Origin of the sequence: Streptomyces sp. 378, from assembly GCF_030124145.1 — a bacterium.
Lineage (GTDB): Bacteria > Actinomycetota > Actinomycetes > Streptomycetales > Streptomycetaceae > Streptomyces.
Map to the genome: position 1 here is coordinate 1 of NZ_JASKMS010000009.1, position 12,769 is coordinate 12,769.

Below are 12,769 nucleotides of genomic sequence, written 5' to 3' on the forward strand. Positions count from 1 at the left end.
TGTGCCGCGCGACTTCTCCGTCACCGGAGTGGTGGCGAGCCGGTGGGCGGAGACGGTCACCCCGCAGCTCACCGCCGCCGACGTACCGGCGGAGGAGTTGGGCCGGCGCGCCGTCGACCTGCTCGTGGAACGGCTCGACCAGCCCGGTGCCCCCGCTCGGCACCACCTGCTGACACCCCCCATCTCGCTGCGGGCCAGCACCGGGCCCGCCTCCGGCTCCCAGCGCCCCTGAGGCGCACGTACGGCGCGGTGACCATTGCCCCGACGTGAACGCCGGGGGCCGCGCTCATGGCCGGGCGAGCCGTTCGGCCGGTCGTGGAGGCGCTCGCGTGGTCCTCGGACCCGGGCTTCATCAGGGGGCTGGCGGGATGCGTGCGCCGTCGGCGTCGGCGGTGATCTGCGGGTGACGTGCGGTGAACGCGTCGTGATAGGCCTCAGGGTGCTCAGGAAAACGAGGTCGGATTCCGCCATGCCGTCGGTCAGGACCCGCGCGGACGCCGCGTCGACGGCGGTGAGGGCGGCGGACTCCACCGCCGGGAGTGGACGACGACGTCCAACTCCGGCGGTACGGCTCCAGTGCGTCGGAGGCGGTGATCAGGCCGGCCCAGCGCAGGGCGGCCCGGCCGCCGACCCCGAGGCCGCGCCCGGGGCGTCGGCGACGCGCTCCAAGGCCGCGGGCATCCCCCGATCGGCCGCACCGTCGGTGACCTTGCCGTCGCCGACCTGCCAGACGATCCGGCCGCTCTCGCCCGCCACGCTCGCACTCCGCCGGTCTCTCGTCGTCGGCCGTTCGCGGACCCTTGGCTCTACCGCGCTCGCAGGAGAGCCAAGGGTCCGCGCAACCAGGGCGTCAGGGGGTGTAGACGGTGGGGCGTGGAGCCGTCGGCATGGCGTTGCCGATGAAGAAGCTCGGGTGCGGGGGCTGGTTGTAGGCACCGTTCCGCCAGTCCCAGGCGGCTATCACCGATCGGGTGTAGTAGCCCCGCGCCATGATCAGTGAAGGGCGCGCGCCGTCGAGGTATGCGGTGCCGGCCAGGAAGCGGTCGACGCGGTTGCCGTAGTTGTCGCCCCAGGAGGAGACGGTGCCGCGGCCCGGGACGTAGTCGACGCTCTGCATCGCCTTGCCCGTCCGGCCGTTGAACATCGTCAGGAACTCGGGCCCGGACAGCACGTAGCCGCTGGAGTTGCGGTGGTCGGCGGAGGAGCTGCCGATGACCGCGCCGGTGCCGTCGCGGGTGCCGTCGGCGGTCTTCATGGCGACCTCGGCCTTGCCGTCGCCGTCGTAGTCGTACACCTGGAACTGCGTGTAGTGCGCGCCGGAGCGGATGTTGCGGCCCAGATCGATGCGCCACAGGCGGGTGCCGTCGAGCTTGACGCCGTCGACGATGGTGTTGCCGGTGTAGCCGGACTGGGAGTTGTCCTTGGCGTTGGTCGGCTGCCACTTCAGTACGAGGTCCAGGGCGCCGTCGCCGTCGAGGTCGCCGACGGAGGCGTCGTTGGCCTCGTAGGTGTAGGCCGAGTTGCCCGGAGCGGTGCCGCCCGCGGGCGGGGAGATCGGCACGTCCTTGTAGCCCGCGCGGAACTGAACCGCGGACGCCGACGCGGCCTGCTCGGTGCCGTTGACGACGGCACGCACCGTGTAGTCGGCCGAGGCGGCGGCGCCCGCGTCGAAGTAGTTCGTCGACGCCGTGACGGGCGAGGAGTTGAGTCTGGTGCCGCCTCGGTAGACGTTGAACGACACGTCGTTCGGATCGGTCGCCAGCCACCGCCATGACACCAGGTTTCCGCTGTCGGTGTGCACGCTGGACAGGCCGCGGTCGAGCTTCTCGACCTGCCTGGCGCTCGCCGCTTGCGCGGTCTGCGGGAGTGCGACGAGCGCGGAGACGGCAAGGGCGGCGGCCAGGATGCCGCCGACGAGCCGACCGCCTGGCCGCTGGGGCGATCGCCATGGTCGTGAAGTGGCGCGGGGGCGCGGGTGCGAGCCGGACACGGGTGGCCTCCGGGGCGTGGGGGGTATGGGAACGCTCCCATGAGGAGGGAGCGTAAGAACGGGGCTGATCCCTCGTCAAGGATTGTGTCCAGTCCACTGTTCGGCCCTGTTCGGATCCGTGAGTTTCTCGTGCCTCATGGATTGACAGCCAGGTGGCGGACCTTGACACTGCGGGATGCGCCTCAGCGGGCACCTGGGGTCGAAGGTCGTCGAACCGGTCGACCCGCCCGCGAACTCTGTTTTGCTGGACGGCAGTTCATAGCGATTCCCGCACCGCCACCTTCCCTTTCGAGGAGGAGCGTCTCGTGCCCACCTGACAGGTTGTGAACGCTCCCAGCATGGGCGGGCGAATCACCCCTGCTCCAGGCCGTCCGCGAGCAGAACCGGCCCCTGGCCGCCCACACCTGCGCTGACCGACGCAAGGGCCCCTTCCCCGGGAGGAAACCGATGAAGAACCTACGGACCGTCGTCACCACCGCGCTGGTGATCGCCCTGTCGAGCCTCGGACTCAGTACCGCCTCAGCGGCCGGCAGTGCCGCGACGCGCTGCTCCGGCGGCCCCGGCACCGCTGCCCCCGTCGCCCGAGCGGCCGCCCAGCCGGTCACCGTGTGGCTGGCCGGCGACTCGACCATGGCCAACCCGGGCTCGGCCCGCTGCCCGGTCGGCTGGGGCAGCCGGTTCGACGCGCTGTTCAACGCCGATGTCACCGTCAGGAACCAGGCCGTGGGCGGCCGCAGCATCCAGACCTGGATGTACGAGGGGAACGTCAGCAGCACCAAGGGCTCGGACGGCGAGTGCCGACTCACGTCCCATGGCTACTCGGCACGCTGGCAATCGATGCTGAACGCGAGCACCGGGATGCAGGCGGGCGACTACCTGTTCATCCAGTTCGGCATCAACGACTCCTCCTCGACCTGCCCCCGACACGTCGGCCCCGCGCGCTACCGGCAGTTGATGACCACGATGGTGCAGGCCGCCCTGGCCCGGGGAGCGCACCCGGTGCTGCTCACGCCGGTCGCCGCGATCACCTGCTCGGGAAACACGGCGACGAAGAACCGGGGCTTCGTGAACGAGACCTTCGCCGTCGGCTCCGCCACCAGGGCGCCGGTCGTCGACCTGCAGTCGCTGAGCGTCTCCCTCTACAACAGCCTGCGCTTCTGCCCGCACAACGGCGACTTCGGATCGGGTCCCGTGGGCGCCTTCTTCTGCAACGACCGCACCCACTTCGAGACGTACGGCGCAGAGCGGATCGCCGGACTCGTCGCCGGTGACGTCCGACGGCAGAACCTCCCGCTCGCCGCGTACCTCAGGTAGCGCCGCGAGCCGCTCGTGCGGGGCTGACTAGTGCCGCGGCAGGCGACGTTTGCCCGTCGAGGAGCGGCGTCCGGTGCGTGCTCTCGGCGTGCCGGGTGCAAGCCCTCGTACTGGGTGTACTTGGGCTTGTGCCCGGTGCGGCGGTGGGGGCCCCTCCCGTTCGAGCGAAGCCGAGAACGGGGGAGCGTGCCGGGCGTCGCGACGGGGCGAACGCTGCCTGCTGCGGTACTAGCTAGTGTCCCGCGCCGGATGTTCCTAGGTAGTTCCCGCTGAGCTGCGGACGGTCAACGCCCCTGGTCGGCGGCGAGAACCCGACCGCCGAGACGAGACAGATCTACCGACGGATTTCTGGCGCAGCACACTAGCATGGCTGCCTGCATCCGAAAGACGCCGTGTCGGCCTCCCGGCCGACCGGCTCGGCCGAGGGCAGGAAGGCGCAGCACGATGACGGGGCTCAGCGACGCCGTCGCACTCGACGACCCGGTGGGCGAATCGCTCCGCGGGCACCACGCACACCTCGCCCGCCGGCTCGGCGGCGCCGTCACCTACATACCCGGAGTCGCGACCTTCTCCGCGGTGTCCGTCGAGCCGGACGCCGAAGCATGGACGGACCTGGCCAAGCTGCTGGGACCGGGCGAGTTCGCCGACATGTTCAGCTGCCCGTTCCTGCCGCCGTCGGACTGGGAGCCGGTCTTCGTCCTCGAGGGCCGCCAGATGATCTGGACCGGCGACAGCGGCCCCGACCCCTCTCCCGCCGAGTTCGGCTCCGGCGTCGTCGAACTCGGCGCGGAGAGCGTGCCCGACATGCTCGGCCTCGTCGAACGGACCCGCCCGGGGCCCTTCTGGCCACGCACGCACGAACTGGGCACCTATCTCGGCGTCCGCGACGCCGGCACACTCGTGGCGATGGTGGGGGAGCGGCTGAGGCCTCCCGGATGGACCGAGATCAGCGCCGTCTGCACCGCCCCCGAGGCACGCGGGCAAGGTCACGCGGTCCGCCTGCTGCGCGCGCTCGTCGCACGGATCGTGGCGCGCGGTGAACGGCCCTTCCTGCACGTGGCCGAGGCGAACACCGGCGCGCTCGCGCTGTACGAACGCCTCGGGTTCCAGACCCGCAAGCACGTGACGTTCCGCGGCTTCCGCACCCCGTGAGCCGCCGGATCCGCTTCCGCAGCCCGCCCCGCGCGGTGGCGCCGGCCCCGTAGAGCGCTTGCCTTCGCAAGGTTCCGCCCCGACCATTCAGCGGGCCGACGAGGGGAGGAACCGTTGACGTGCGGAACCGCGACGACGGGGCCGACCGACGCTGGAGCATCGGGTGGCGCGGAGCGATTCCGGCCCCTGCGCACGCTTCACCAGGCCGCGTCCTCCCACTGGTCCAGCAGGGCTTCGGCCGACACCTCCTCTGGCTCGCAGACCGGGCTCCGGGTCGACTGTTCGGTCCAGATGACCTTGCCGCGGGCCATGTAGCGGGTGCCCCACCGCCGGGCGAACTGGGCGACGAGGAACAGCCCCCGTCCGCCCTCGTCGGTGGTCGCGGCCCGGCGCAGATGGGGTGAGGTGCTGCTGCCGTCGGCGACTTCGCAGATGAGGCTGTCGCCGTCGTGCAGCACCCGCAGCCGGATCGGTTCGATGCCGTAGCGGATGGCGTTGGTGACCAACTCGCTGATGATCAACTCGGTCGTGAACGCCATCTCCTCGAGCCCCCAGGTCCTCAGCCGCCCGGTGACCTCCGCCCGGATGCCCGCGACGACCGCCGGATCACCGGGCACGTCCCACTCGGCCACCTGGGACGGATCCAGCAGCCGGGTGCGGGCGACGAGCAGGGCGATGTCGTCACTCGACCGGGCCGGAAGCACCGCGTCCAGGACGTCCCGGCAGGTCTCCTCGGGGGCCCGGCCCGAATGTGCCAGCGCGTCACGCAGCGCCTCCAGACCGCTGTCGATGCCCCGCTCCCGGTCCTCGATCAGACCGTCCGTGTAGAGGACCAGCCGGGAACCCTCGGGGAGGGCGCGTTCGGCGGTCTCGAAGGGCAGACCGCCGCCCAGACCGAGCGGCGGGGAACCGGGCACCCGCAGGAATTCCACGGTGCCGTCGGGATGCACCAGCGCCGGCTCCGGATGCCCGGACCGGGCCAGGGAGCACATCCCGGACGCCGGATCGTAGATGGCGTAGAGACAGGTGGCGCCCGACACGCTCTCGCTGTCCCGCTCGGTCTTCCCGTCACCGTCGCGGTCGTCGTCGATCCGCGCGACCAGCTCGTCCAGATGTCCCAGGAGCTCGTCCGGGGGCAGGTCCAGGGCGGAGAAGTTGTGCACCGCGGTACGCAGCCGGCCCATCGTCGCCGCGGCATGAAGACCGTGCCCCACCACGTCCCCGACCACCAGCGCGACCCGTGCACCGGGCAGCGGAATGACGTCGAACCAGTCGCCGCCCACGCCCTCCAGGGCCGGCAGATAGCGGTGGGCGACCTCCACGGCCGCGTGATCGGGCAGGGAGCCGGGCAGCAGGCTGCGCTGAAGCGTCTCGGCCAGGGTGTGTTCCCGGGTGTAGCGGCGGGCGTTGTCGACGGCCACCGCCGCCCGGGCGGCCAGTTCCTCGGCGAAGGCGAGATCCTCCGCGCCGAAGGGAACACCGCCCGCACGCCAGAAGCTCGCCATGCCCAGCACCACACCGCGGGCCCGGAGCGGCACCGTGATCAGGGAGTGGAAACCGAGGTCCAGCACACGCCGGGCGCGAGCGGGGTCCTGGGCGTTCATCCAGCCGCCCGGAGCGGCCAGGTCGACGTCCAGGACCGCACGGCCGCGCTCGGCGCCGACGGCCGCGGGCGATGTGGGCACGAAGCGGATCAGTTCACCCACCGGGTAGAGGGACCGGACACCGTCGGCGCCGTGCACCGCCACCCGGCGCATCCCCGGGCCGGGCCCGGCCGGCACCGCGCCGCGCAGGATCGGATCGAGCAGATCGACCGTCGCGGCGTCGGCGAACCGGGGGACCGCCACCTCGGCCAGTTCCTGCGCGGTGCGCACCACATCCAGAGTGGTTCCGATCCGCACCCCTGCCTCGTACAGCAGCCCCAGCCGTTCCCGGGCCACCTCCGCCCGCCCCGCCAGGGCACGCAGCTCCGTCGTGTCACGCAGCGTGGCCACGCTGCCCGCAGGGCGGTCGTCGGGGTCGACCGGCCGCACGTTGACCGCCAGCAGCCGGTCGCCGGCCAGGTGCACCACGTCGGTGACCGGCCGGCCCGAACCCAGCAGCGCGGCGGTGCCCGCCTCCAGACCGAGATCACCGACCCGGCGTTCCTCGGCGTCGTCGGGCAGGTCCAGCAGCCGCCGGGCCTCGTCGTTGGCGAGCAGCAGCCGTCCGTCGCCCCCGATGATCAGTACGCCCTCCCGCACCGCGTGCAGCACCGCGTCGTGGTGCTCGTACATCCGGGTCATCTCGGACGGGTCCAGCCCGCGCGTCTGCCGCCGCAGCCGCCAGGAGACCAGCGCCGTCCCGCCCGCGGCCACCGCGAGCGCCCCGCCGGCGAAGCCCAGCAGCTGCGGCAACTGGTCCTGCACCACGTCGTCGACGCTGGCCACGGTGACACCGACCGACACGAAGCCGACGACGCCGATCCCGTTGGTGTCGTAGACGGGAACCGTCGTGTCCACGGCAAGGCCCAGGCTGCCCTCGAACGTCTTGGTGAACGGCCGGTCGGCGGCGGCGCCCTCGCGCTCGGCGTAGACGTGCTTGCCGATCAGCCCCGGGTCGGGATGGGTCCAGCGAAACCCCTGCGGATCGAAGGCCACCACATAGTCGACGCCGGTGTTCTTCCGGGTGTCCTCCGCGCGCGGTTGCAGCAGCGCCGTGGGGCGGCCGGACTTCATGCCGTCCAGCGTGCCCGGGGCCCGTGCGAAGGACTGGGCGACGCCCTTCGACAACTGCCGGGCCTCCTGCGTGCTCGAGTCCCGGGCCTGCACCACGAGCGCCCCTCCCGCGGCGGCGGCGAACAGCACCATGATCACCGATTGCAGCAGAAACACCTGGCCTGCGACGCTGCGCACCCTCGGCAGGCCCTTCCAACGCGCTCTCGCGGGCCGGGTCCCGGACTCCTCCCCAGCCTCGTGCCGCGCGGCACGACGCTGTAGCCCGCCACCGTGGGCGGGGGAGGGGAGAGCCGAGAATCGGCCGAGGTACCGGAGCATACCGACTCTTTACCATGCGTCTTCATATTCAGCCATATGGCTGCATTCAGTCGGTTCGGGTGCGAGCCCAGTCCTGCCAGCGCCTGGTCACGGAGTCCCCGTGCTCGAGCCACCACGCGATGTCCAGGTCGAAGCCCGACAGCAGGTGGCCGGGAGTGCTCGCCAGATGCACGGCGGTGGACTCGGTGAGGTGCCCGTAGGCGGCGGGCACCACGGGGCCGTCGGGGAAGAGCCGCGCCATGTGGGCCTGCACCTCGGGCCGCAACGCGAAGTCGATGAGCCGGTAGGCGGCGTCCGGGTTCGCGGAGCCCTTGGGGATTCCGTAACCGTTGCTCTGCCTGCGGGCACCGTTCCACTCGTACGCCAGCGGGGTCCCTCGTGCGAGCAGGTTGCGGAGCCTGCCCGCCCAGGCGCTGGAGGCCACGACGCTGCCGCGGGACAGCAGCTCACCCGGCTCCGCCCCGTACTCCCAGAACGTCCGCACCGAGCCCCTGATCTCGTCGAGGACCTTGAAGGCCCGGTCCACATCGAGGGGGTAGAGCCGGTCGAGCGGCACACCGTCGGCGAGCAGGGCGAACTCCAGCTCCGGCCAGTCCACCTCGCCCTGCAGCGCGCGGCGGCCCGGGAAGGTTCCGAGGCTCCAGAAGTCCGCCCACGACTCGGGCCTGCGCCCGTCGAAGGTGTCGGTGCGGTAGGCGAGGACGCTGGCCCAGTAGTTCTTGCCCACGCCGTGCGGAGTGAGCAGGGAGGGGGCGATGCCCGCGTTCCTGGTGTTCTTCAACCGGCCGTAGTCCAGTTGCTCGGAGGCGCCCTCACGCGCGAAGAGCAGCAGGTTGGACATGTCGATGTCCATGACGTCGAACCGCGGACGACCCTCCTTGATCTGGGCGAGCATCTGCGCGTGCCCCAGGTTCACCGTCTTGATCCGGATGCCGGTCTCCCTGGTGAACGGGTCGTACACCGCCTTGCGGTTGGCCTCTCCGTAGGAGCCGCCGAAGTTCCGGACGACGAGCGTCCTGCTGCTCTCGGTGGTGCTCCGGCTCGTGCGGCTCTCGCACGCGGTGAGCGACACCGCGGCTGCGCCGGCCGCCGTCCCCCCGACCGCGGCAAGGAAGGCTCTGCGGCCGATTCCGACGTCTCCCACCGGCTGCCTCCCCAGTGTCGTCTGGATCATCCGTGACGGAGGGCGGCCCCGACCGGCCCCTTCTGTCCTGCGGCTTTGGCCAGTGTTTACCAGGAAAAGTGCCGCCTTCACAGGTGTGGTGGGTGGGAGTCCACCACGTATCCGCGGCTTTTGTCGACGACGTCACGGAGCGGCCGAGCCTCCCGCTCGCTGCCTGCCGGCCCTCCGGGGATCAGGCCGGTGGAGCATCTGAACGGCCTGTCGACGGCGCAGGGAGCGGGTGTACGTCTGCGTCGATGGCTCGGGAGCGGCTGCGGGACGCCGCAGGCGCCGCACGCGGGGCGCGGCGCCGGACCGGCCCGCCGAGCAGTCGGCCCTTGCGTTCTGAGCCGGCCTGGAGGCGACGCACACCGCTGCGCACGAGCGATCGTCGGCCCGCTACCGAAGCAGCTCCACGGAGAGATGCGAGGACAGCGCGCCGAGGAAGCCGGCCGCGTCGAAGATCTCGCCGGCGGAGGCGACGCCGACCGTCCGGGTCTGCCCGGTGAGGATGCGGTGGACCGCCTCCACCACGAGGGGGGCCGTCACGGCGTAGATGTCCTGCCCTCGCGCCACGGCCCGCCGCTCCCCGCCGCCGGAGCGCACGACGACGTCGACGAGGAAGGTCTGCGCGGAGCGTCCCCGGTCGTCGACCGGGGTAGGTGCCGATGTGTCCGGGGCCGACACGTCCCGGGCCGCCTCGGCCGTCATGTGGGTGCGCACGTCGGGGACGGACAGGTGGCTGGGGATGGTGACGACGTCGGCCATGGTGAACTCCCCGATGACCGCCCGGGAGCCCAGTGGCTCGGGGAAGGGCCACTGGAACGTCGTCGCGGCGTCCCGGCGGTACTCCAGCCGACCGTTGCGGTGCACGACGCGCGCCCCGTCGCGCCGCTGCCGGGAGACCGCGCCCGCGGCGCGCGTCCCGTGCGTGGGTTGCCAACCGCTCAGCGCGTACGCGACATGCACCTCGTCGGCCGTGGCCCAGTCGTCCATCGCCGCGGTCGCCAGCAGGTCGCCGAGTCCGCCGAAGAAGGCCATCGCCGGGACGATCACCGCACCCGCGGCGCGGGCCCGGTCCGCGAAGTGTGCGAACGTGTCCGCGTTCGCCTCGATCTCGGCTGCCACATCGACATACGGGATGCCGGCGCGCAGGGCCGCCTCGATCACGGGGGCGGCGGTCGTCGCGAACGGACCGGCACAGTTGACCACCGCCGCCACCCCCGCCAGGGCCCGGTCGAGCGAGTCCGGGTCGTCGGCCGACGCCGGCCGGGCCTCGATCCCCGGGTACGACGCCGCCAGCGCCTTGAGCCTGACCTCGTCGCGGCCGGAGAGGACCGGGACCAACCCGCGCGCCCGCAGCTCCGCCACCACGAACCGCCCGGTGTGCCCGTACGCGCCGAACACCGCAACCGTCCGCACCGATCCCATGAGCTCTCCCCTGTGCTCGAATGATCCGACTGCGCCCATCCTGACGGCGCTGAGCACCTCGCCGTGAGTGTCTGGAACGACACGGCCCATACAATTACGGACATGACCACTGTTGCGCTGGCCGTCACCGACGGGATGCTGCACTTCGAACTGTCCCTGGCATGCGAGGTGTTCGCCTCCGCCCCGGCCGGGGTGACGGTCCCCTGGTACGACCTCGCCGTCTGCGGACCGGCCGCCGTGCGGGTCGGCCGGTTCCGGCTGGAGCCCGACGCCGGACTCGACCGGCTCCGGCACGCCGACACCGTGATCGTCCCCGGCTGGGCCGACATCGACGAGGACCCGCCCGCCCCCCTGGTCGACGCGGTGCGCGAGGCACACGAGGCAGGCGCACGGGTGGCCTCCCTGTGCACGGGCGCGTTCGTCCTGGCCGCGGCAGGGCTTCTCGACGGGCGGCGCGCCACCACGCACTGGGCGCACACCGAGGCCCTGGCCGACCGACACCCCGGGGTGGAGGTCGAGCCGGACGTGCTCTACGTGGACAACGGCAGCGTGCTCACCTCCGCCGGCAAGGCCGCCGCGCTGGACCTGTGCCTGCACCTGGTGCGCCTCGACCTGGGCTCGTCGGTCGCCAACGCCGTCGCGCGCCGGCTGGTCGTACCGCCGCACCGGGCCGGCGGCCAGGCCCAGTTCGTCACCGCCCCGGTGCCCGACCAGGACGACCACCCGCTCGCCGTCCTGCTTCCGTGGGCCATCGAACGGCTCGACCAGCCGCTGACCGTTCAGGACCTGGCCCGCCGGGCGGGCATGAGCTCCCGCCACCTGGGCCGCCACTTCAGAGCGGTGACCGGCACGACCCCTCTGCAGTGGCTGCTGACCCAGCGCATCCGGCACGCCCAGGAACTACTGGAGAAGAGCGACGACAGCGTCGACAGCATCGCGACGGCCACCGGCATGGGGACCGCCACGACACTGCGCCGTCACTTCAACCGCACGGTCGGCGTGCCCCCGGACGCCTACCGCAGGACGTTCCGCTCACGTACGTCCTGATACTCACGTACGTCCTGACGGAGGAGGGCGCTACGCCCGCCCGGCGCCGCGCAGGACGGCGAACACCCCTCGGGCGCGAGTGCCGTCCGGCATCTGCCAGGAGCCGCTGACCTGGCCGATCGCACCCTGCGCGGGGGGCGTCGAACCGGCCGGGGCGGGCCGCAGGACCCGGTGCACGCGGAGGGCCGTGCCCTGCGGTGTGGTCAGCGTGGTGCCCTCCTGGTCGTCGGCGGCGATGAAGTCCGTGGGGAGGGAGCCGTCACCGGTCCCGGTGACGACGACCTCGCGGTCGGGGACGTCGCTGAGGTTCTGGTCCTGGGCCTGCGCCCGGCCCTCGATCAGGGCCGCCAACTGGCCGATCAGCACGGCGTCCCGGCAACCGTCGTAGGCCCAGCGCCTCCCCAGCACGCCGTGCTCCATCGTGCCCACGAGGGCTTGCTCCGCCCCTTCGAGCGGGGCGCCGCGATAGGTGAGCGGCACCAGGTATGTGGTCGGCCGAGGGCCGCCGGTGTCGGTGGCCACGATGAACTCGATCCCCACCTCGCCCCGCGGATCGTCGAGCCGGAAGCCGCCGGCCTTCGTCAGCTCCGGTTCGGCCGCCCCACCGCGGTACCACGGCCGGGAAGGAAGCCAGGAAGTGAGCAGGTCCAGCTTGCTCGGCTCAAGGGTCGTGTCGTGGATGACGGCCATGCCGGAGGATTCCTTCCGTTGCGTCCGTGCGGACGCTCACACTTTCGCATCCGCGTGCCGACGGCAGAGCCCGCGGGGCGCGTAGCCTCGAATGCCGAACGCCACGAGGAGGAGATCGGCATGATCGAGTCGTCAGGCAGAGTGACCTGTGACATCACGATCTCGGCCGACGGGTACGCGGCCGGTCTCGACCAGACCGAGGAACGGCCCTTCGGAGACGACGGCGGTGACGGATCGGGTGCCGGGCTGCACTCCTGGATGTTCGACACACCCGACGAGAACCGGACCGAGATCGACCGGCTGAACACAGCCGGGGCGTTCATCATGGGGCGCAACATGTTCGGCCCGGTGCGCGGCGCGTGGGACCGGCCGTGGAACGGCTGGTGGGGTGGCGATCCGCCCTTCCACGCGCCGGTGTTCGTGCTGACCCACCACGCCCGTGAGCCGCAGCGGATGGACGGCGGCACCACGTACCACTTCGTCACCGACGGCATCGCCTCGGCCCTCGCCCAGGCATGCGCGGCGGCCGGCGACGGCGATGTCACCGTCCTCGGCGGCGCGACCACCGTCAACCAGTACCTCGCCGCCGGCCTCATCGGCGAGCTGCGGCTGCACATCGCGCCGCTGACGCTCGGCGCCGGCACGCGGCTGTTCGAAGGCGTCCCGCCTCTGCGGCTGGAGCAGGTCACGTCGCGGGCGGCGAGCCGGGTCACGCACGTCACCTACCGCGTGCTGCCCTGAGACGCGCGCCGACCGCCACCTTCGAGACACCCCCGGGGGGTGACGAAGTCGGGTCGGACCGGGCGGCCACGCGGATCGGGGGGTCGCGGGGTCCGAGAAGCCGACGTGTCGGCGCGTCCGCGCTCACCCTGGCGGCGGTCCTGGGGTCCGCCGCGCGCGGGACGTTCCGGGTCCCGTCCACGACGGCATCGGCCGAGGGCCCCCGCT

At 72.1% G+C, this 12,769-nt stretch carries 10 protein-coding genes and 1 pseudogene; 5 read left to right on the top strand and 6 right to left on the bottom strand.

Going from position 1 to position 12,769, the window contains the following annotated elements:
• The coding region (locus QNO09_RS14585; RefSeq protein ID WP_283970592.1) for a substrate-binding domain-containing protein at positions 1–232 on the top strand (232 nt) is incomplete at its 5' end.
• Between the two features lie 362 nt (positions 233–594).
• Here the strand turns inward: QNO09_RS14585 and QNO09_RS14590 are convergent.
• Both QNO09_RS14590 and QNO09_RS14595 read right to left on the bottom strand, forming a co-directional pair.
• Positions 595–756 carry a hypothetical protein gene (locus QNO09_RS14590; RefSeq protein WP_283970593.1) on the bottom strand — a complete coding sequence of 54 codons (162 nt, stop codon included), beginning with the start codon at positions 754–756 and terminating at the stop codon, positions 595–597.
• Between the two features lie 166 nt (positions 757–922).
• Positions 923–1,990 (bottom strand): annotated as a pseudogene (locus QNO09_RS14595) (rhamnogalacturonan lyase family protein); the annotation flags it as partial.
• Between the two features lie 447 nt (positions 1,991–2,437).
• Between QNO09_RS14595 and QNO09_RS14600 the strand changes: the two are divergent.
• Positions 2,438–3,304: a GDSL-type esterase/lipase family protein gene (locus QNO09_RS14600; protein ID WP_283970594.1), complete on the top strand. Its 867-nt coding sequence runs from the start codon at positions 2,438–2,440 to the stop codon at positions 3,302–3,304.
• Positions 3,305–3,748: 444 nt separating this feature from the next.
• Complete coding sequence (locus tag QNO09_RS14605; RefSeq protein WP_283970595.1) at positions 3,749–4,456, top strand: GNAT family N-acetyltransferase; 708 nt, start codon at positions 3,749–3,751, stop codon at positions 4,454–4,456.
• Between the two features lie 197 nt (positions 4,457–4,653).
• On the opposite strand, the gene QNO09_RS14610 is transcribed toward QNO09_RS14605, so the two are convergent.
• The 3 genes from QNO09_RS14610 to QNO09_RS14620 form a co-directional block, all read right to left on the bottom strand.
• On the bottom strand, positions 4,654–7,305 hold the full coding sequence (locus tag QNO09_RS14610) for a SpoIIE family protein phosphatase (RefSeq protein WP_283970793.1): 2,652 nt from the start codon (positions 7,303–7,305) through the stop codon (positions 4,654–4,656).
• 232 nt (positions 7,306–7,537) lie between these two features.
• Entirely contained in the window at positions 7,538–8,635 is a 1,098-nt protein-coding gene (locus QNO09_RS14615; protein WP_283970596.1) for an ABC transporter substrate-binding protein, read from the bottom strand.
• A gap of 417 nt (positions 8,636–9,052) precedes the next feature.
• Positions 9,053–10,084 carry a saccharopine dehydrogenase family protein gene (locus tag QNO09_RS14620; protein ID WP_283970597.1) on the bottom strand — a complete coding sequence of 344 codons (1,032 nt, stop codon included), beginning with the start codon at positions 10,082–10,084 and terminating at the stop codon, positions 9,053–9,055.
• Positions 10,085–10,186: 102 nt separating this feature from the next.
• On the opposite strand from QNO09_RS14620, the gene QNO09_RS14625 reads away from it, so the two are divergent.
• Positions 10,187–11,131, top strand: a complete 945-nt coding sequence (locus tag QNO09_RS14625; protein WP_283970598.1) for a helix-turn-helix domain-containing protein — start codon at positions 10,187–10,189, stop codon at positions 11,129–11,131.
• Between the two features lie 30 nt (positions 11,132–11,161).
• On the opposite strand, the gene QNO09_RS14630 is transcribed toward QNO09_RS14625, so the two are convergent.
• Positions 11,162–11,821: a maltokinase N-terminal cap-like domain-containing protein gene (locus tag QNO09_RS14630; RefSeq protein WP_283970599.1), complete on the bottom strand. Its 660-nt coding sequence runs from the start codon at positions 11,819–11,821 to the stop codon at positions 11,162–11,164.
• Between the two features lie 120 nt (positions 11,822–11,941).
• Between QNO09_RS14630 and QNO09_RS14635 the strand changes: the two genes are divergently transcribed.
• On the top strand, positions 11,942–12,562 hold the full coding sequence (locus QNO09_RS14635) for a dihydrofolate reductase family protein (protein WP_283970600.1): 621 nt from the start codon (positions 11,942–11,944) through the stop codon (positions 12,560–12,562).
• The last annotated feature ends 207 nt before the right edge of the window (positions 12,563–12,769 follow it).